Annotated in this window: 19 protein-coding genes; 13 read left to right on the top strand and 6 right to left on the bottom strand. The window is 74.9% G+C overall.

Going from position 1 to position 19,383, the window contains the following annotated elements; genetic code table 11:
* Window positions 1-5 precede the first annotated feature (5 nt).
* Together ACFY60_RS19310 and ACFY60_RS19305 are read left to right on the top strand one after the other, a co-directional pair.
* A complete protein-coding gene (locus ACFY60_RS19310) occupies window positions 6-1,439 on the top strand; it encodes a WGR domain-containing protein (protein WP_388611955.1) in 1,434 nt (477 codons plus the stop codon).
* Window positions 1,436-1,912, top strand: a complete 477-nt coding sequence (locus ACFY60_RS19305) for a hypothetical protein (protein WP_388611954.1) — start codon at window positions 1,436-1,438, stop codon at window positions 1,910-1,912. The genes ACFY60_RS19310 and ACFY60_RS19305 overlap by 4 nt, the downstream gene beginning before the upstream one ends.
* A 22-nt stretch (window positions 1,913-1,934) precedes the next feature.
* On the opposite strand, the gene ACFY60_RS19300 is transcribed toward ACFY60_RS19305, so the two are convergent.
* Window positions 1,935-2,357, bottom strand: a complete 423-nt coding sequence (locus ACFY60_RS19300) for a DUF350 domain-containing protein (RefSeq protein WP_309050956.1) — start codon at window positions 2,355-2,357, stop codon at window positions 1,935-1,937.
* A 271-nt stretch (window positions 2,358-2,628) separates the two neighbouring features.
* On the opposite strand from ACFY60_RS19300, the gene ACFY60_RS19295 reads away from it, so the two are divergent.
* Together ACFY60_RS19295 and opcA are read left to right on the top strand one after the other, a co-directional pair.
* Complete coding sequence (locus ACFY60_RS19295; protein ID WP_309050963.1) at window positions 2,629-3,168, top strand: DoxX family membrane protein; 540 nt, start codon at window positions 2,629-2,631, stop codon at window positions 3,166-3,168.
* Window positions 3,169-3,276: 108 nt separating this feature from the next.
* A complete protein-coding gene (opcA, locus tag ACFY60_RS19290) occupies window positions 3,277-4,191 on the top strand; it encodes a glucose-6-phosphate dehydrogenase assembly protein OpcA (RefSeq protein ID WP_388611953.1) in 915 nt (304 codons plus the stop codon).
* A 124-nt stretch (window positions 4,192-4,315) separates the two neighbouring features.
* Here the strand turns inward: opcA and ACFY60_RS19285 are convergent, their stop codons facing one another.
* On the bottom strand, window positions 4,316-5,287 hold the full coding sequence (locus ACFY60_RS19285) for an acetylxylan esterase (protein ID WP_388611952.1): 972 nt from the start codon (window positions 5,285-5,287) through the stop codon (window positions 4,316-4,318).
* Between the two features lie 356 nt (window positions 5,288-5,643).
* On the opposite strand from ACFY60_RS19285, the gene ACFY60_RS19280 reads away from it, so the two are divergent.
* The 4 genes from ACFY60_RS19280 to ACFY60_RS19265 all read left to right on the top strand — a co-directional run bounded on the left by ACFY60_RS19280 (window position 5,644) and on the right by ACFY60_RS19265 (window position 8,576).
* Window positions 5,644-5,925 carry a hypothetical protein gene (locus ACFY60_RS19280; protein ID WP_388611951.1) on the top strand — a complete coding sequence of 94 codons (282 nt, stop codon included), beginning with the start codon at window positions 5,644-5,646 and terminating at the stop codon, window positions 5,923-5,925.
* Window positions 5,926-6,052: 127 nt separating this feature from the next.
* Complete coding sequence (gene panD / locus ACFY60_RS19275; RefSeq protein WP_345289176.1) at window positions 6,053-6,478, top strand: aspartate 1-decarboxylase; 426 nt, start codon at window positions 6,053-6,055, stop codon at window positions 6,476-6,478.
* A gap of 460 nt (window positions 6,479-6,938) precedes the next feature.
* Window positions 6,939-8,366 carry a transglycosylase family protein gene (locus ACFY60_RS19270; RefSeq protein WP_388611950.1) on the top strand — a complete coding sequence of 476 codons (1,428 nt, stop codon included), beginning with the start codon at window positions 6,939-6,941 and terminating at the stop codon, window positions 8,364-8,366.
* Between the two features lie 9 nt (window positions 8,367-8,375).
* A complete protein-coding gene (locus tag ACFY60_RS19265; RefSeq protein ID WP_388611949.1) occupies window positions 8,376-8,576 on the top strand; it encodes a hypothetical protein in 201 nt (66 codons plus the stop codon).
* A gap of 332 nt (window positions 8,577-8,908) precedes the next feature.
* Here the strand turns inward: ACFY60_RS19265 and ACFY60_RS19260 are convergent, their stop codons facing one another.
* Window positions 8,909-9,670, bottom strand: coding sequence for a carbonic anhydrase (locus ACFY60_RS19260; RefSeq protein WP_388611948.1), 762 nt, complete (start codon window positions 9,668-9,670; stop codon window positions 8,909-8,911).
* Between the two features lie 171 nt (window positions 9,671-9,841).
* Here ACFY60_RS19260 and ACFY60_RS19255 point away from each other — a divergent pair, with 171 nt between their 5' ends.
* The 3 genes from ACFY60_RS19255 to ACFY60_RS19245 all read left to right on the top strand — a co-directional run bounded on the left by ACFY60_RS19255 (window position 9,842) and on the right by ACFY60_RS19245 (window position 12,549).
* Entirely contained in the window at window positions 9,842-10,555 is a 714-nt protein-coding gene (locus ACFY60_RS19255; RefSeq protein ID WP_388612127.1) for a (2Fe-2S)-binding protein, read from the top strand.
* Between the two features lie 54 nt (window positions 10,556-10,609).
* Entirely contained in the window at window positions 10,610-12,085 is a 1,476-nt protein-coding gene (locus tag ACFY60_RS19250; RefSeq protein ID WP_388611947.1) for an SDR family NAD(P)-dependent oxidoreductase, read from the top strand.
* A gap of 293 nt (window positions 12,086-12,378) precedes the next feature.
* Window positions 12,379-12,549 (top strand): hypothetical protein, encoded by a 171-nt coding sequence (locus ACFY60_RS19245; RefSeq protein WP_309053903.1) that lies wholly within the window; start codon window positions 12,379-12,381, stop codon window positions 12,547-12,549.
* Window positions 12,550-12,670: 121 nt separating this feature from the next.
* Here ACFY60_RS19245 and ACFY60_RS19240 read toward each other — a convergent pair whose 3' ends face one another.
* The 3 genes from ACFY60_RS19240 to ACFY60_RS19230 are packed head-to-tail and all read right to left on the bottom strand — an operon-like array spanning window position 12,671 to window position 15,613.
* A complete protein-coding gene (locus tag ACFY60_RS19240; protein ID WP_388611946.1) occupies window positions 12,671-14,095 on the bottom strand; it encodes a lipase maturation factor family protein in 1,425 nt (474 codons plus the stop codon).
* Window positions 14,096-14,117: 22 nt separating this feature from the next.
* Complete coding sequence (locus ACFY60_RS19235; RefSeq protein ID WP_388611945.1) at window positions 14,118-14,681, bottom strand: DUF1990 family protein; 564 nt, start codon at window positions 14,679-14,681, stop codon at window positions 14,118-14,120.
* Window positions 14,682-14,710: 29 nt separating this feature from the next.
* Window positions 14,711-15,613 (bottom strand): YndJ family protein, encoded by a 903-nt coding sequence (locus ACFY60_RS19230; RefSeq protein WP_388612126.1) that lies wholly within the window; start codon window positions 15,611-15,613, stop codon window positions 14,711-14,713.
* A 304-nt stretch (window positions 15,614-15,917) separates the two neighbouring features.
* On the opposite strand from ACFY60_RS19230, the gene ACFY60_RS19225 reads away from it, so the two are divergent.
* Both ACFY60_RS19225 and ACFY60_RS19220 read left to right on the top strand, forming a co-directional pair.
* Window positions 15,918-17,168, top strand: coding sequence for a DUF6777 domain-containing protein (locus ACFY60_RS19225; protein WP_388611944.1), 1,251 nt, complete (start codon window positions 15,918-15,920; stop codon window positions 17,166-17,168).
* A gap of 65 nt (window positions 17,169-17,233) precedes the next feature.
* The gene (locus tag ACFY60_RS19220) at window positions 17,234-19,336 is read left to right on the top strand and encodes a SpoIIE family protein phosphatase (RefSeq protein ID WP_388611943.1); all 2,103 of its coding nucleotides are present in this window, start codon (window positions 17,234-17,236) and stop codon (window positions 19,334-19,336) included.
* Window positions 19,337-19,383 lie beyond the last annotated feature (47 nt).

Here is a 19,383-nt window from a genome sequence, read left to right as displayed (position 1 = left end):
CTCCCATGACGACGACCTATCTGGAGCTGTCGCAGGACGGCGGCGGTGCCCACAAGTTCTACGAAGTGACCGTCGAGGACCTCGCGGTGTCGGTCCGTTACGGCCGTATCGGCACGGCCGGGCAGACGCAGCGGTCCACCTTCCCGACGCACGAGAAGGCCCGGGCCGCCGCGGCGAAGAAGATAGGGGAGAAGGTCCGCAAGGGGTACGCGCCCGCCGTGCGCGGACAGCGCGCAGCGCGGCCCGTGACCCGCCGTGAGGTCAGCTCGGCGCCCTCCACCGCCCGCGCCGTCGCCCCGGTCCTCTGGCGGTTCCGCACCGGCTCCGCCGCCTTCGGCATCCACGTCGACGAGGAGCGCTGCTGGGTGGGCAACCAGGCCGGCGACGTGTTCACGCTCGACCGTTCCGGCGAGGTCCAGGCCCGTTTCAGCCTGCCGGACGGCGTCAAGTGCCTGGTGGCGGACGACTTCTGGATCTACGCGGGCTGTGACGACGGCAAGGTGTACGACCTGTCGTCCAAGCTTCCCTTCGCCGCCTACGACATCGCCACCGATGTCGACATCTTCTGGCTCGACATCCACGAGGGCGTCCTGCACGTCGCCGACCGCTCGGGCCGGCTCACCGTGATCGACCACGAGGACGAGCACCAGTGGGCGCGGGGCGGGCGCGGCGAGCACGCCTGGATGATCCGTGCCGACTCCGACGCCGTCTACCACGGCGACTCGCAGGGCGTCGCGGCCCACGCGCCGGACGGGGGCGGCGAGCTGTGGCACACCGCCACCGAGGGCGGGGTCCTCTTCGGCTGGCAGGAGGACACCTCGGTGTACGCGGGCACGGCCCGCAGGAAGGTGCAGCGCCTCGCGAAGAAGGACGGCCGGGTCGAGGCCGTGTACGCCTGCGACAGCCCCGTCTACTCGTGCGCGACCTCGCCCGGCGGGCGGTTCGTCTTCGCGGGCGACTCCTCCTCGTCGGTCTACTGCTTCGCGGAGGACGGCACCCGGCTCTGGAAGCTGGGCACCGGCGGGGGTTCGGCGCTGTCCATGCAGTACCGCGACGAGCGGCTGTACCTGGTCACCACCGACGGATCCCTGGTGTGCGTGGACGCGAGCGAAGCGGCGATCCAGGCCGCCCAGCGGGGCACCGTGCCGGTGGCCCGCGACATCAAGCTCGCCGCCGCCCTCCCCACGTACCAGCCGGCGACGACGGCCTCGGCCGTCACCACCGTCCGCGACGCCCCGGCCGGCGCGATCGTCGTCGAGTGCGTCCAGGAATCCGGCCGGACCCGGGTCCGGGTCGTCTCCGACGGGTACGAGTCCACGTGGAACGTGCAGTTCCCGAGGGCCATCCGGGAACCGGGCGCCCGCTACGTGGTCGACGCGCTGCACCCGGCGGCGGGCGGCTTCTACCGGGTCCGGGGTGACATCCGGCGGCTGCTGTGACCGAGCGGCCGGAGAAGGGCGCCTTCGAGGCGGCCACGGGCGACGGGCCGCCGCCTCCGGACGGGGCGGAGCAGCGGTCGCGTGAGGTCCGCGCCGCCCTCGACGGCCTGCTCGGGATCAGACGGCTGACCAACCCGCCGGGCGGCGGTGACCCCGCCGCCGTACCGGCCGTGTGGGAACGGCGGCAACCGGTCCGCGCGGTGTCCCTGGCCCTGGAGGCCGGCGGTGTCACGCCCTCGGCGGTGGACGCCTCGGGGGCACGCACCGCCACCGGCTACCGGGTGCGGGCCGGCGAGCGGCCGGGGACCGCCGTGGTGGAGTGGCTCGGCCCGCCCGGCGGGGGAGCGGCCGGGCAGGAGGCCTCCGCCCTGGAGGGCTGCGTCCCCGTGCTCGAACGGCTCGGCTGGGAGGCCCTGCTCTACCGGGGGCCGCGCGGCCGCCGCTTCCTGGAGGTCGAGCCGGTCACCCGGTAGCGGACGCCATCCTGGCGGACCGTCAGGCGATGGAGGCGGAGACGATCGCCGAGACCGCGAGATTGCAGGAGGCGGTCACCCACACCGCCGGGTGCGGCTCCGGTTCGACCAGCGTGGCGCCGAGCCGGCCGGGCGTCACGAGGTCGACCACCAGGAACGCCACGGCCATCATCACCAGGCCGAGCAGCCCGAACGCGGCCGTGGAGAGAAGGCCCTTGCCGAAGTTGTCGTACGTCGTCCAGATCGAGGTGAAGACGATGCCGCCGATGCCGAGGAGGGCCGAGCTCAGCAGGACGGAGGCGTTGCGGTTCCGCTCCTCCCAGATCTGCCGTCCGAGCTTGCCCGGGGTGAGCAGGTCCACCAGGACGATGCCGAGGATCAGCAGCACCACGCCGAGTGCGCCGTAGGCGGTGGCCCGGCCGAGGCCGTTGACGATGTCGGTCATGGAATGCCGGCTCCGGAAGAGATAGCGATCAGGAAAGATCGGCGGTCGAGGACCGGCAAAATGTAGCGCACAGGTCAAGAGCGCCCCATGGCCCGCCCGGGAACGGCCGCCGGGTCTCCGGGCGGCCGGGCCGGGGCCCCGGGGACGGCGGGCCCCTCGGTGAAACCTGACACGGATGGAGCAGCGGGGCGGGTGTCAGGGCGGCGGGGTCCGGCGCCGGGGCGGAGAGTGGACGGCGTACGTGTCCCCCTCCCCGCACCTGGAGAACGCCATGGCCCACCCCAACCGACGCGACCTCGGGCTGCTTGTGCTGCGGGTCGGCACCGGCGCCGTGCTCGCCGCGCACGGCACGCAGAAGCTGTTCGGCTGGTTCGGCGGCGGTGGCATCGAGGGCACCACGCACGCGATGGAGGCCATGGGCTTCTCCCCGGGCCGCCAGAGCGCCGTCGCGGCGGGCCTCGGCGAGGCGGGCGGCGGCGCGCTGCTCGCCCTGGGCCTCGCCACCCCGGCGGCCGGCGCGGCCGCGGCCGGCGCCATGGCGGGCGCGGTCGCCGTCCACGCCCCGGCCGGCTTCTTCGCCCAGGGCGGCGGCTACGAGTACCCCGCCTTCCTCGGCTTCACCGCCGCCGCCATCGGCATCGCCGGAGCCGGCCGCTACTCCCTCGACCACGCCACCGGGCACGTGCTCGACCGCCCCTGGGTGGTGGCCACCGCCTTCATCGGCACCGCGCTCGCCGCCGCCGCGGTCGTCGGCCGCCGGGCCCAGGTCCGGTCGGCCGACGACGAGGCCGCGGACGCGGAACCCGTCTGACCCGGACCCCGCCCCGGCCAGGAGCTCGCGGCCCGGCCGGGGCGACCCGCAACGCGCCCGCCCTCCGGGCGGGTTAGGCTCGCCGCAGAGGAAGGGACGGGCGCGGGCATGAAGATCGATCTCACGGACACCAACGCCAGCAAGATCAACAAAGCGATCCTCCAGGGCCGCCGGGCCGTCGGCACCCCCGCCGTCGGCGTCGTCCTCACCCTGGTGATCGTCACCGACGAGGAGAACGCCTACGACGCGGTCAAGGCCGCCAACGAGGCCTCCAAGGAACACCCGTCACGCATCCTCGTGGTCATCAAGCGCCACGCCCGATCCCCCCGGGAGCGGGCGGAGGCCCGCCTCGACGCCGAGGTCAGACTCGGCACCGACGCCGGCTCCGGCGAGACCGTGCTCCTGCGCCTCCACGGCGAACTCGGCGCCCGCGCCGACTCCGTGGTGCTGCCGCTGCTCCTGCCCGACGCGCCCGTGGTCGTCTGGTGGCCGGTCGACGCCCCCGGCAACCCCTCCCGCGACCCGCTCGGCGCGCTCGCCCAGCGCCGCATCACCGACATGTACGCCGTCGAGGACCCGCTGACCGCGCTGGAGACGCGTGCCGCCTCGTACGCCCCCGGCGACACCGACCTCGCCTGGACCCGGCTCACGCCCTGGCGTTCCATGCTGGCCGCCGCGCTGGACCAGGCCCGGACCACGGTGACCTCCGCCGCCGTCGAGAGCGAGGCGGAGAACCCGAGCGCCGAACTCCTCGCCCGCTGGTTCGAGGAACGCCTCGGCGTCCCCGTCGAACGGGTCATCAGCGAGGGGCCCGTGATCACGGCCGTGCGCATGGGCACCCCCGACGGCGAGATCCGCATCGACCGCCCCGAAGGCCCGGTGGCCCGGCTGGCGATCCCCGGCCAGCCGAGCCGCGTACTCGCCCTCAAGGTGCGCACCACCGCCGAGCTGATCGCCGAGGAACTCCGCCACCTGGACCCGGACGACGGCTACGCCGCCGCACTGCGCCGGCCGCTGCCCTGAGTACCTGATCCGCCGGTGCCGCACCCCCGGCCGGCCCGGCACCTCGACGAGTCCCGTACGCCCCCGGAGGCCTCGGCAGGCTCCGCACCCAGCGTGGCGCGCCGGTCACCGCCCGGCGCGCGGTTCAGCCGCGCAGCCGCTCCGGCAGCCAGCGCAGCTGCGCCGCCTGCTGGAACGGGCCGCCGCCCTCGTGATCGTTGAAGTCGTAGACCTCGATCGCCTTGTCCGGTTCCGCGTACGCGTTGAACGCCGCGAACACCGTCGACGGCGGGCACGTCTGGTCCTCCAGCGCGGTCGAGAACAGCGCCGGCGCCGACGCCCGCGCCGCGAAGTGCACACCGTCGAAGTACGAAAGGGTGGTCCGCACCCGCTCGACCCGGCCCCGGTGCGTCCTGAGGTAGTCGCCGATCTCCCGGTAGGGCGCCCGGTCGGTCACGGTCATGGCCCGGGGGAAGTCGCAGAGGAACGGTACGTCCGGCGCCACCGCCGCCAGGTCCCCGACCAGCCCGGCCACGGCCACGGTGATGCCACCGCCCTGGCTCACCCCCGTCACCGCCGTCCGTGCCGCGTCCACCAGGGGATGGGACCGGGCGGCCTCCACCGCCCGGACGGCGTCCGTGTAGAGCCGCCGGTAGAAGTACGTGGACGGATCCTCGATCCCGCGCGTCATGAAGCCGGGGAACGCGGGCCCGCTGCCCACCGGGTCGGCCGTGTCGCCGGGAGCCCAACCGCTGCCCTGGCCCCGGGTGTCCATCACGAAGTGCGCGAACCCGGCCGAGGCCCACAGGAGATGCGTGTGGGGGAGGCTGCGCCCGCCCCCGTAGCCGATGAACTCCACGACCACGGGCAGGGGTTCGGTGGTGCCGGCGGGAAGCACGAGCCACCCCTTCACGGGGTGGCCGCCGAAACCGGCGAAGGTGACGTCGTACGTGTCCACCGTCGTCAGGCCCGTCGTGACGGGATCGAACCGCGCGTCCAGCGCGTGGCCGCGCGCCTCCTCCAGGGTCCGCGTCCAGAACGCGTCGAAGTCCGCGGGCTCCCGGGACGCGCTGCGGTAGGCGCGGAGTTCACCGAGAGGAAGATCGAACCAGGTCATGAAACCGCCCTGTCGTGAAGGTCGCGTTCGACATGTCGACCGGCCACTTCCGGCCTGACTCACCCTAAGGGGTGAGCACCGCCGGGCAACCTGCTCCCGCTCCCCACCAGGACGCCGTCTTCCGCCTCCCGCGCCGCGGCCCCGTCCTCCGGCGCGACGGCCCGGCCGTGCGTCGTCGCGATAGCCCGTCCCGAACGCCCAAGGGCCCGGCCCCACCGGTCCCTGTCACCCACGCCGACGGGCCGGAGGGCGTGTCCCGCCGCGCCGGACGGCCGCGCGGCGCACTCCGTGGCATCCTCGGACGACTACGCCCGGGCCCCGCCCACGGGCCCCGTCGTCCTGCGCGGAGGGACACCATGCTCATCAGCCACGCCGTTCGCCACGACGTCCTGCACGTCGCGCTCGCCCGCGACCTGGACGTCACCAACCGTGCCGCGGCGGCCCTCCAGATCCAGGCCCTCGTCCACTCCCACCGCCCGGCCCGGGTCGTCATCGACCTGCCCACCGCCGACCCGACCCCGGCCACCCTCAGCGCCCTCGCCCGCGCCCAGCGCATGTGCGCCGGCCTCGGCATCCCGATCTCCCTGCCCGGAGCCAGCCCCCGCACCGCCCGCCTCCTCGCCGTCAACGGCGCCTGACGGAGCAGCCCGTGGTGCCGGAGTGATCAGACGAACACTGCCCTCCCCACCCCCCTCGTTGTAGGCTGAGGAGACCGCCCTTGACCTGCACAATCGCAGGCAGGGAGCCTATTTCGGGAGTCTTTCCATGCTGCGTACGCTGTTCAAGTCGAAGATTCACCGGGCGACCGTGACCCAGGCCGATCTGCACTACGTCGGCTCCGTCACCGTCGACGCCGACCTCATGGAGGCGGCCGACCTCCTGCCCGGCGAGCTCGTGCACATCGTCGACATCGACAACGGGGCCCGTCTGGAGACGTACGTCATCGAGGGCGAGCGCGGCTCCGGTGTCATCGGCATCAACGGCGCGGCCGCGCACCTCGTCCACCCCGGTGACCTGGTCATCCTCATCAGCTACGCGCAGATGGACGACGCCGAGGCCCGCTCCTTCGTCCCGCGCGTGGTGCACGTCGACGCCGGCAACCGCATCGTGGAGCTGGGCGCGGACGCCTCCGCCCCCGTCCCCGGCTCCGACACGGTCCGCCCGCCGCACGCCGTGCCCGCGCAGGTCTGAGCCTCGCCGAACCGTCGCCGCGCGGCGCGCGCGGCGACGGCTCGGGCGCGGGCGGGCGCCCCCCGGCCCGAAAAGGCGGATCCGGCGGGCGGCGACGCGGACCCCGGGTCACCCTGGAGGCAGGCAGACCCTCCGACGAGAGGCCCGTGATGACCCACCCCTACCCCGACCCGCTGCCGCCCTCGCCGATCCCGCCGCCGGTGCCCGCGCCCCCGCCCGTTCCCCCGCCGAACCCGGTTCCGGTCCCGCCGGACCCCGAGCCCGGCCCGGCTCCCCAACCGGGCGGGCCCGTACCGGAACCCGAGCCTCAGCCCCAGCCGGGGCCCGCGGGCCCGGCCGGGCCGGCCTTCTGACGTCAACACCGAGGTGACGCAAGTCGCCCGAGATTCCGTGCGCCCCTTGTCACGCACTGTGCGCCACCCCTAGCTTGGACCGCCGCTGCTGTGTTCAAGGGGGGCCCATGGCCGTACGCGGACGTCACCGCCGTCACCAGCCGAGCCGGTTCAACCGCGCCTCGCTCACCGTCACCGCGGGCGGGGCCGGAATGGCGCTGCCCCTCATGGGCGCGGGCGCCGCCGAAGCCGCCTCGCTCGACGTGTGGGACAAGGTCGCCGGTTGCGAGTCCTCGCACAACTGGCACATCAACACCGGCAACGGCTACTTCGGCGGGCTCCAGTTCAGCCAGTCCACCTGGGAGCGGTACGGCGGAACGCGGTACGCCCCGCGCGCCGACCTCGCCTCCAAGGACCAGCAGATCGCCGTCGCCGAACGGGTCCTCAAGGGCCAGGGGCCGGACGCCTGGCCCCACTGCGGACCTCGCGCCGGCCTCGCCCGGGGCGGACCGGCGGCCGGACCCACGGCGGAACCGGCCGGGAACGACATGCGTACCGCGTCCCTGCCCGCCCAGCGCGCCTTACCCACCCGGGCCGCGGCACCGGGACCGACCACCGTGCCCGCCCTCCGCGAGATGTACACGGTGACATCCGGCGACTCCCTGTCGAAGATCGCCCGCGAGGAGCGGGTCCGCGGCGGATGGAAGGGCCTGTACGACACCAACCGGACCGTCGTCGGGGACGACCCCGACCTCATCCACCCCGGACAACGCCTCACCCTCCGCATCGCCGCCCCGCCCAAGGCCCCGAAAGCTCCGCGGGCGGCCTCCGCCCCCGCCGCCCAGCGGCCGACCGCGCCTGCGGCGAGACCGCCGGCCGCCGCGTCCCCGCCGCCGCAGTCCCCGCCCGCCAGGACCCCCGCCACGCGGCCGCCCGCCGCAGGTCAGCCCGACGACCGGACCCGCCCCGCCACGAAACCGGGCACCAGGCCCGCCACCAAGCCCGCGCCACGGCCCGCCTCCCGCCCCACGGCGCGGCCCGAGGTGAAGCCGGCTCCGAAACCGGCCCCGAGGCCGCCCGCCCGGCCCGCCGCCAAGCCGAAACCCCGCCCGGCCGTTCCGAAGCCGCGCCCCGCCACGCCGCCCCGCGAGGACCGGTACGCGGCTCCCGTCGCCGCCGACATCGGCACCCGCTACCGCGTCCAGGGCTCGTCCTGGTCCAGCGGCTACCACACCGGCGTCGACTTCCCCGTCCCCACCGGGACCAGCGTCAGGGCCGTGTCCGACGGCCGGATCGTCTCCGCCGGCTGGGCGGGCGCCTACGGTTACCAGATCGTCCTCAGGCACGACGACGGCCGCTACAGCCAGTACGCGCACCTCTCCGCCCTCTCCGTCCGCGAGGGCCAGCGCGTCCACGGCGGCCAGCGCATCGCGCGCTCGGGATCGACCGGCAACAGCTCCGGACCGCACCTCCACTTCGAGGTGCGGACGGGTCCCCGGTACGGCTCCGACATCGACCCCCTCGCCTACCTCAGGGCCCGCGGGGTCGCCATCTGACACCCCCCGGTGCCCGGACGGACCACCGTCGCGGCCACCGGATCGACCACCGTGACCGTCGCCGGCGGAGCGGCGAGCCGCCCGGTCGAGGCCTGGGACGGCAGCAGCCGCCGACACGGCGAGCACCGACAGGACGAGCAGCCCGGTCCACCCGGCGAGCGCCGACAGGACGAGCAGCCCGGTGCACCCGGCGAGCGGCGCGCCGGGTGACCACTCCTCGGCGACGGCCTTGGTGACGACCGAGGCGATCCCGAAGGCCACACCCGTCGCCGGGGCCGGCAGCACGCCCCGGGTCAGGCCCGCCAGCCCGGCCGGGCCGGCGGTCGCCATCAGCGCCCCGCGCCAGGCCCGGCCCCCGGCCCGCCGGCCGACCAGGAAGGCCGCCGTCGGCAGGGCGCACACGATCGTGAGGGCGCCCAGCGGCTGGACCGGACCGTCCTCCTTCCGGGTGTTCGGTGTCGTCGTCCCCGGGAACGCCTTCGCCGTACCGCCGGCGCGGTGCACCGGCGGTCCGTACACCCGTGGGCGTACGCCCCCGCGGGTCAGAACGGGTGGAACGCGACCCTCCCGGTCTCCAGGTCGAAGCGGGCGCCGACGATCTCGGCCCCGGAGAACGCCTCGTCCCCGGCGAGCCGGTCCCTGACCCGGTCCACATGGCACCGCACCGTGTTCTCCACCCAGTCCCCGGGCAGCCCCCGGGCCGCGCGGGCGGCCGGTGCCAGCTCCTCCACGACACGCGCCAGATGCCCGGCGACCGGCACCCCCGTCCGTACGTGCTCCACGGCCGCCGACGCCGCCCCGCACCGCTCGTGACCCAGCACCACGACCAGCCCCACCCCCAGCTCCTCCACACCGAACTGGACCGACCCGAGGACCGCCTCGTCCAGAGCCTGGCCCGCCGTGCGTATCGACAGGAGGTCACCGAGCCCCTGGTCGAAGACCAGCTCGGGAGGGACCCGCGAGTCGACGCAGCCCAGGACCACGGCGAAGGGGTGCTGGGCGACGGCGACCGTGGACCGGCGGCCCGCGTCCTCGTGGGGATGCCGCTGCCGCAGCGCGGCGAAGCGGGCGTTGCCGGCCCGGAGCTCGGCCAGCGCCCTGCCCGCCCTCCACCGCGCCGACGGAGCCGCCGCCGTGCGGGAGGCGGCACCGGAGGCCCGGGCCACGGGCACGGCGGCGGTGGAGGCGAGGGCCGCGAGACCGAGGGCGAGCACCCCGCGCCGCCCGCCGCCCACCGGTGCGGGGGCGGGCGGCGACGAGGGGGCGGGGGAGGACGGGGACGCGGAGGACGTCGAAGAAGTCATGCCCCGAGCGTTACGGTGGGCTCCGCGCCGGCGCACCGGCTTGGGCAAGCCATGACCAAGCCTTGCCCTGGGGCGGCAGGAGTGGCGGCGGGGCCGCACCACCGCTGTGAGCGGCGGGAGGAGGAGCGGGGGCGAGGCCCGGACGTCCGGGCGGGGGAGGAGACAGAAGTGCTGGATGCCGACGGGAGCGCGTCGCCGGGCGGCTTCTTCGCCCTGCGTGCCACGCCCCCCTCCGGCGGCGGGGCACACCGCCCCCTCGCCCTGCTGTACGCGGGACACGACGGACCGCTGACCGCGCGCGTGAACCTCGTCTCCGCCCGGCTCGGCACCAGGGAGCGGCGCGTCGCCGCCTCCGTCGCCCACCTCGGGCTCGCCGCCCGGCTCTGGTCCACGGCGCTCGGACCGGCCGCGCTCCACGGACGGTTCCCGGAGCTCGACCCCGCCGACCTCCACTGGGACGGCTCCCTCACCGCGCCCGACGACCTCTGGTGGTCCGGCTCGGCCACCCTCCCCGCCACCGTCGCCCATCTGCGCGCCGCCGTCCAGGAGGCCCACCTCGTCCCGCTCCACGCGGCGCTGCGCCGCGACGGCCGGATCTCCCCCCGGCTCCTGTGGGGCAACGCCGCCTCGGCCCTGGCCGGAGCCCTGCGCGAGCTGACCCGCTGGTCGCGGGCCCAGGGGAGACCCGACGCGGCCGGACGGGCCGCCTCCCTCGTCGCCGGCCTCCTCGACCACCCCGACCTCGCAGGAACTCTCCGGGGACCGCGCCTGCGCCGGACCGGCTGCTGCCTCCACTACCGCGCCCCCGGCGGCGGCCTGTGCGGCGACTGTGTCTTCGACCACGCCCCCCGAACGGGTTTGGAGGCACGGCCCCCCGCTCCGTAAAGTTGCGTCTTCGACAGCAGTGACGGTACGAGCGATCGAGGAACGACGAAGGCCATGACGGTGACCGAAGAAACCCAGGACTACGGGCCGGGCATCGACCCCGAGCGCCTGGCCGTCTGCCTGAGCGTCCTGGAGGAGCTCGACAAGCTGGAGGTCGACCACCCCGACGCGATCGCCGTCCGGCGCGCCACCGCCGGCATCTACCGCACCGTCAAGCAGCGCCGCCGCCAGGAGCGCCGCGCCGCGAAGACCGCCAACGACCGGGCCGTCACCGAGGCGACCGCCACCGGCTCCGCCCAGCGGATCGACGACGAGACCGAGGGCATCCTGCCCTCCTCGGCCACCGAGGAAGGCCGGATCGCCGGCATACTCCAGCGCCCGCGGTCCTGCTACGTCTGCAAGACGCGGTACGTCGAGGTCGACTACTTCTACCACCAGCTCTGCCAGAAGTGCGCCGCCGAGAACCGGGCCAGGCGCGACGCCCGCGCCGATCTCACCGGCAAGCGCGCCCTGCTCACCGGCGGCCGCGCCAAGATCGGCATGTACATCGCGCTGCGGCTGCTGCGCGACGGCGCCCACACCACCATCACCACCCGCTTCCCCAAGGACGCCATCCGCCGCTTCAAGGCGATGGAGGACTCCGCGGACTGGATGCACCGCCTGGAGGTCGTCGGCATCGACCTGCGCGACCCCGCCCAGGCCGTCGCCCTCGCCGAGCAGGTCGCCGACGCCGGCCCGCTGGACATCCTCATCAACAACGCCACGCAGACCGTGCGCCGCCTCCCCTCCGCGTACGCCGCGCTCGTCGAGGGAGAGAGCGCGCCGCTGCCCGCCGGCGAGCTGCCCGCCCACCACGTCATCGGCGCCTTCAACTCCGGCGCCGTCGACGGTCTCGCCGCGCTGCCCGTGGGCACCAGCGGCCTGGAGGCGCAGAAGGTCGCCGACCTCGCCCTGGTCGCCGGCAACGCCAGCATCGAGCGGCACCTCGACGGCACCGCCATCGACGCGGGCGGCCTCCTCCCGGACGTCGTCGAGTCCAACACGTGGGTGCAGAGCATCGAGCAGATCTCCCCGGTGGAGCTGCTGGAGACCCAGCTGTGCAACTACACGGCACCGTTCATCCTGATCAGCAAGTTGCGCGGGGTCATGGCCGAGGCCGCCCGGAAGGCGTCCAGCGGACGCTCCTACGTCGTCAACGTCTCCGCCATGGAGGGCGTCTTCAGCCGCGGCTACAAGGGCGCCGGCCACCCGAACACCAACGCCGCCAAGGCCGCGATGAACATGGTCACGCGGACCAGCGCGCAGGAGATGTTCGAGACCGACGGCATCCTCATGACCTCGGTGGACACCGGCTGGATCACCGACGAGCGCCCGCACTACGACAAGCTGCGGCTCGCCGAGGCCGGCTTCCACGCCCCGCTCGACCTGGTCGACGGCGCGGCCCGCGTCTACGACCCGGTCGTGCGCGGCGAGGCGGGCGAGGACCTGTACGGCGTCTTCCTGAAGGACTACGCGCCCGCCAACTGGTAGGCGCCCGTTCCACGGCCCCGCGCGCATGTCCGGAAAAGAGCGTTCCGCCCCCCGGTGGAGCGCTCTTTTCGGCTCACTTCATCCGAACGCGTCACACTTCGGAGCCCGCTAGAGCGCAACCCCGCTCATTTGGTTACTCTGATGTCCACGGTCGGCCACCGAGGAGACACACCGTCCTCACGGCCTTCCGGGGGACTGGCCTGCCACCAAGGCCGCGGCCCCGCCCGATCAACGGCGCCACCGCGACCCGACCGGCCCTGTCCTCCCCCATACGCGACACAGAGGAGTGCGCGGTGACCACTGAACTGACCACGCAGGATCCGCGACCGTCCGAACAAGCCGAGTCCACCCGCCGCAAGGGCGAGCTGGGAAGCCTCGAAGTCTGGGCACGCTCGGCCCCGATCCGGCTCGCGGGCTACGAGGACGACCTCGCCGAGCCCCACATCCTGCCCGGCATCGACTGACCCGCCGCGACCGGCCCGCCGCCCGGGCGCGGGCCCTCGACGGCCGCCGTACGGTGCCCCCGCCCACCCGGGCGGGGGCACCGGCGCGTCCGGGCGCCGCACCCTGCGGACGGTCCGCCGTTCAGTCCCGCCCCGCCGGCTTCCGCAGCCGGGTCGGAGGCAGGTACTCCCGCACGAGTACGCGGTGCCACCACGCCCCGGTCTCCCGGAGCTCCCGCCAGGTCGTGTACCGGTAGCGGTACAGCCGGGCGCGGACGTACACGGGCGGGGCGTCCGGGAAGGGGTTGTGGCCGAGCAGCCGAAGAGTGTCCCGGTCGCCCTCCAGGAGGCGTTCCACGAAGGGCCCGAACCAGTCCTCGGCGTAGCCGGGCGAGAGGGCCGCGAACCACATGAGCCAGTCGAGCCGCAGGTGGTAGGGGGCGAAGGGCCGGGGCAGCCGGCGCGGGTCGCCCGGTTTGCCCTTGAACCCGTACTCCTTCCACACCGCGTCGGGACCCGGGACGGGGGCGTCGGTGCCCTCGACGACGATCTCGTACCGGACCCGGCCGACCGTGCCGAAGGCCCCGTAGCTGTTGACCAGGTGGAACGGGTCGTAGGACCGGTTCATCACCTGCCGCCGTGAGAGCAGGTTGCGCACCGGGCGGTAGCTGCGAACCAGGACCAGCACGGTCACGGCCAGGACCAGGACGACGTACCAGACGGGAGGATCGGGCCGCGACGGGGCCCCCGCGAAGGCGGAGGCGTCCACCGCCGCGACGGCGATCACGATGGTGAGCCAGTTCAGCCACGCGAAGTTGCCCGAGAGCACCAGCCACAGCTGGGTGGCGATCATCAGACAGGCCGCCACCGTGGCCACCGGCTGCGGAGCGAAGAGGAGGAACGGCACGCCGAGCTGCACCACGTGGTTGGCGGCCACCTCGACCTTGTGCAGAGGCCCCGGCAGATGGTGGAAGAACCAGCTCAGCGGGCCGGGCATCGGCTGTGTCTCATGGTGGTGGTGCAGACAGGTCAGATCACGCCAGCACCGGTCCCCCCGCAGCTTGATCAGCCCGGCGCCGAACTCCACCCGGAACAGCAGCCAGCGCAGCAGGAAGAGCACGAGGACGGGCGGCCCGGTCTCGTCGTTGCCGAGGAAGACCGCGAGGAACCCGGTCTCCAGGAGCAGCGACTCCCAGCCGAAGGCGTACCAGGTCTGGCCCACGTTCACGATCGACAGGTACGCGCCCCACAGCAGCAGCCACAGCAGCATGGAGACCGGCAGCGGTACGGCGTCCCCGGCGCCGGCCGCCATCGCGAGCGCCAGCGCGGCACCGGACCACGCCACGGCCGCGAACAGCCGGTCGGAGTAGCGCCGACGGAACAGTGAGGGCGCGCGGCGCGGGTCCGTCCGGCGCAGGTATTCCGGTACGGGAAGCATCCCGCGCTCGCCGATGAGCGCGCGGAACTGCAGGGCGGCCGACAGGAACGCCACGCAGTACAAGGCGGCCAGGCCCCGCTGGAAGACGATCCGGCTCAGCCCGTACTCGGGTGCGGTGAACCACTCCATCGCCTCCAGTATCGGCCCGGCGTCACGTCCGGACGAGACGGCGCAGCGTCCGGCCGAGCCGGCGGGCGTACGCGCGCTGGAGGAGCGGGACCAGCGGTCCGCCGAGGCGCGTGTACCAGGCGGCGGGACGGCTGAAGGCGGTGACGGTGAACCGGACGGTCCCGTCCTCGGAGAGCTCCACCACGAAGGACTCCTCACCGGACTCCGGGTGCCCGGTCAGGGTGCCGTAGGCGAAGCCGGCCCGCCGCTCCTCGTACACCGTCCAGATCACCACGCACGGCACGCCCAGCCGCAGCCGGCCGAGGCCGGCGGAGACCGTCACCCGGGCCCCGGGGGCGGCCCGGCGGGCGTCGGCGTCGACCCGCGCGCCGGAGGACCGGTGCAGCCGCCAGGTGGTGACGGCGTCCCGGGCGGCCGCGAAGGCGGCGGGCCCGTGGCCGACCACCGCGCTGTGGCGCAGATGGTGGTAGCCGCCGGGCAGTGCGCCCGGGGTACGGGTGGCGCCTACCTCGCGGTAGCTGAGGGCCGGCTCGGCGCGGCGGGAGGGGCCGGAGGGGCGGGCGAGGTCGTGCAGGAGGCGGGTCATGGCGGAAGCTCCGATCGGTCGCGGTGGGATCACGGGCGGGGTCGGGTCAGGGTGCCGGGGTCGGTCTCCGGCTCCGCCCCGGGGGTGGACAGGGGCGCCGGGCGGGCGCCGTGCTCCTGGAGGAGGCGGCGCCGGGCGAGCAGGGCGCAGACGGCGAAGCCGAGGGCGTTGCCGAGGCCGTGGGTGGCGGCCATCCACGTCAGGCTCGGGTGCGGCAGTCCGGTCGCCTCGCCCAGCGCCCAGCTGAGCGCGAGCACCATGGTCGCCGCGAGGACCAGGGCCGAGACGGCGAGCAGCGCCCTGGTCGCGGGGTCGGCCGCGATGTCCCGGCGTTCCCGCAGGGTGAGGACCGCGACCGCCGTCATCCCGGCGGTCAGGACGACGGCGCCGGCCAGTTCCGTCCCGTCGTTCACGAAGTAGCCGATCAGGACGAGCAGGGTGCCGGCGGGCACGCTCAGCGCGGCGAAGCGGGCGGCGGGCCCGTCCGAGGTCCGGTGGACGAGCCCGGCGACCAGGGCGGCGGCGAAGCCCGCGAAGTGGAAGTGCGGCACGGTCAGCGCGAGGAGGTCCAGGTCGAATCCGAACAAGGGGTGCCCCGCCCGCTCGGCGACCAGCGCGGTGCCGGCGACCGAGGGCGAGACCAGCGCGGTGAGGACGGCGATCTCCCGGGGCCGGAGGGAGCGGGTGAGGCGCAGCCGGGCCGGCGCCTGCAGCGCCAGGGCCAGGGTGGCGAGGGCGTAGACGGCGGCGAGGGCGGCCGCCGCTTCCGAGCGGGGGAGCCACAGGCAGACCGCGCCCGGCAGGGCCGGTAGCGGCCAGACCCGACGGAGGCGGTCCAGGGCCGGCGGGCGCGGCCCGCCGAGCAGGGCGAGGCCGGTCGGCACGACCCACAGCATGCCGAGCGCCACGACCGGATTCACGAGGAACGACAGCGTGGACACGCCCCACCACCTTCGACTTGAACGCGTTCAACCGATGGGTCGAGCGTAGATCCTCTCTTGAACGTGTTCAAGAGAGGGGGGGTCGTGGCACCGGAGAGGGGTGGTCCCGCGCCGACCCGGACGGCACCCGTGAAGCGCCGGACGGCGCCGACGACCCGGACGGCACCCTCGAAGCGCCCCGGTCGGCGGCCCTCCGCTTGCGGGGCGCCGCGCCCTGCGACAGACATGAAGGACCGGCCGTGACCCGGGCGCCGGCCGCCGGACGCGCGCCGGGGAGAGACAACGGGAGAACCAGGTGCCCTCAGCCACACCCCCGACGCGGGCGACCCCCGCCCCGCCCCCGACACCCCCCGCCCGCCCCCACGGCAGGCGCCGCCCGGGCATCCGCGCCGCGCTCGCCGCCGTCTCGACCGCCACGGCCCTGCTCCTCGCCGGCTGCTCCGCCGACCGCGCCGGCAACGGAGGCGAACCGGCCGCGCCTGCCTCCCCGGCGGCGGCCGACGACATCGTCCTCCAGCCTCTCGCCGCCCCCGGTCCCGATCCCTTCACCGCCTCCACCGCCCGCACCGACACGGCCCAGGCCTCCCCTCCGCCGGCCCCGAGCTCCGGTCCCGACGGACCCCGCGAGGTCACCGGTTCCGCCCCCGGCCTGTACGGCGGCGTCCGCTCCCGCGCCAGCTGCGACGTCGAACGGCAGATCACCTCCCTCACCTCCGACCGGGACCGGACCCGCGCCTTCGCCGAGGCCGCCGGCATCCCCGAGGCGCACGTCGGAGGCTGGCTGCGCGGGCTGACCCCCGTCGTCCTGCGCGTCGACACCAGGGTCACCAACCACCGCTACCGTGACGGAAAGGTCACCGCCTTCCCCTCGGTGCTCCAGGCCGGCACGGCCGTCCTCGTCGACCGGTACGGCGCCCCGCGCGTCCGCTGCGCCTGCGGCAACCCGCTTCGCGGCCCCGCCCCCGCCGCCGGCGGCGTCCACCGGGGTGACCCCTGGAGCGGCTTCGACCCCGAGCGGATCGTCGTGGTCCGGCCGACGAGCACCGTCGTCACCAGCCTGGTCATCGTGAACCTCGTCGACGGCCGCTGGATCGAACGGCGCATCGGCAGCGACGGCGCCGAGGACCGCGCCCCCGCGAAGCCGCCGGAGTGCGACCCCGACACCTGCCACCTGACCGGTACGCCCACCCCCGACGCCCCGTCCCCCGACGGCGCGGAGCCCGCTCCGACCACCCCCGACCCGACCGGGTCCGGCCCGGCGTCGCCGCCCGAGCCCGACCCCTCGTCCCCGGACCCCAGCACGCCCGCGCCCGAGGAACAGCCGGCCGACCCCGAGCTGCCGCCGATGCCCGACACCCCCGAGGTCCCCGACATGCCCGTCGTCCCGGATCCCGCCGACCCCGCCGACCCCTGGGCCGAACCGGTCGCGCCCGGTGACCCCGCCGAGCCCGGGCTGCCGCAGCGGCCCGAGCCGTACCCGGAATCCTCCGCCGACCCGTACCCGGACCCCTCCGGCGACGTTCCGCCCGAGACCTTCCCGGGGTGAGGAGCGACGGTGATGCGACGGATCTTCGTGGTGCGCGGCGCCCACGCCGCGCCTAGCGTGGCCCCATGAACGAGGGTGGAGCGGGCGGGCGGACGCCCGGGCGCGGCGGCCGCGCGCCGGCGGCGGACCGGGCGGGGGCGCCCATCCTGGAGCGCTACGGCTCGGCCTTCCGCATGGGCGGTTTCGACTGGGACCTGCTCACCGGCACCATGGCCATGGACGACGCCGCCCTCGAGGTCTTCGACATGGACCGGGCCGACTACGACGACCGGCCCGAGAGCCTCGGCGTCCGCGTCCTGCCCGACGAGGGGCGCCGCCTCGACACCCTCGTGGCGCAGGCGCTCAAGGACGGCAGCCAGGAGTACGGCGCGTACTTCCGCATCCGGCGCCGCGACGGATCCCACCAGTGGACCCACACCCAGGGCATCGTGGAGCGCGACCCCACCGGACGGCCGGTCCGCATCGTCGGCGTGCTCCGTGACGCCACCCACGAGCTCACCGAGTCCGCCGCGCGGCTGGGGCTCGACGAGGGGCGCCGCAAACGCGCCGGGGTGGTGGAGGGCACCACCGCCGCCCTCGCCTACGCCAGGACCGTGCAGGACGTCATCGACCTCCTCGACGACTCCCAGGCCCTCGAACACTTCGGGGCCGCGAGCCTCGTCATGGGCCTCCTCGAGGCGGGCCGCATCCACCTCGTCGCGGAGGGGCCGGCCGGCGCGTTCGTGCCGGGCACCCGCTTCACCCGGGTGGACGAGCCGTACCCGATGAGCGAGGTGATCCGCACCCTGCGGCCCCGGTTCATCGAGTCCGCGCGCGACTTCGCCGAGTCGTACCCGGTCCTCTGGCCGCACATCAGCGGCCTCGGCATCACCTCCGCCGCCTATCTCCCGCTCGTCGCCCAGGCCCGCCCGATCGGCGCCCTCGGTCTGCTCTACAGCGACCGGACCGGCTTCAGCGAGGACGAACGGACCCTGCTCGTCGCCCTCGGCAGCAGCATCGCCCAGAGCCTCCAGCGCGCGATGCTGTACGAGCAGGAGCACGACCTGGCGGAGGGGCTCCAGCAGGCGATGCTGCCCCGCCGCATCCCCCAGGTGCCCGGCGCGCAGGTCGCCGTCCGCTACCGCTCGGCCCGCCTCGGCCGGGACATCGGCGGCGACTGGTACGACGTCATCCCGCTTCCCGGCGGGCGGGTCGGCGCCGTCATCGGCGACGTCCAGGGCCACGACACGCACGCGGCGGCCGTCATGGGACAGCTGCGGATCGTGCTGCGGGCCTACGCGGCCGAGGGGCACACCCCCGCCACCGTGATGGCCCGGGCCTCCGTCTTCCTCCACGAACTCGACACCGACCGCTTCGCCACCTGCACCTACGCGGAGGCCGACCTCGGCACCGGGGTGGTCCAGGTGGTCCGGGCCGGCCATGTCGACCCGCTGCTGAGGGAGCCCGACGGCAGCTGCCGCAGGCTGCCGGTGGAGGGCGGTCTGCCGCTCGGCCTCTCCGCCGAGTTCGGGCGCCTCGACTACCCCGTGACCACGCTCGACCTGGACGCCGGCCAGACCCTCATGCTCTACACCGACGGGCTGGTGGAGAAACCGGGCGCCGACCTGGACGAGGGCCTCCAGTGGCTCTCCTCCCTCGTCCGGCGGGGCCCCGCCGACCTCCAGCTCCTCGCCGACCACCTCTGCGACGTGGTCGCGGACCGGGGCGGCGAGGACGACGTCGCCATCCTGCTGCTGCGCCGGCGCGGTGCGCAGCCGGGCAGGGCGGGCGGCCGTTTCCGGCAGCACGTGGCGCAGAGCGACCCGGAGGCGCTGAGTTCGGCCCGCCACATGATCAGGGCGGCCGTCCGAGCCTGGGGCGGCGGGGAACGCGCCTTCGAGATCGAGCTGGCCGCCGACGAACTCATGACGAACGCGCTCATGCACACCGACGGTGGCGCCGTCGTCACCCTGCGGGTCACCCCCTCCGGCGCGGGGCGGCGCATACGGGTCGAGGTCGAGGACCGCTCCAGCGCCCTGCCGCGCCGCCGCGAGGCGGGGGAGGCCGGGGTGTCGGGCCGGGGGCTGTTCCTGGTGGAGCAGATCTCCGACGCGTGGGGCGTCGAGTCCCGGGGCGGCGGCAAGTGCGTGTGGTGCGAGTTCGTCCTGACGGAGACCTCCGACCGATGACGCACGCCGATCGAGGTGCGGCCGGAAGCGGATGCGAACGGAGTGTT

This window comes from Streptomyces sp. NPDC012827, from assembly GCF_042900905.1.
Taxonomy (GTDB): domain Bacteria; phylum Actinomycetota; class Actinomycetes; order Streptomycetales; family Streptomycetaceae; genus Streptomyces; species Streptomyces gulbargensis.
Note: the sequence above shows the minus strand (reverse complement) of the source record. Positions and strands in the feature narration are given on the sequence as shown.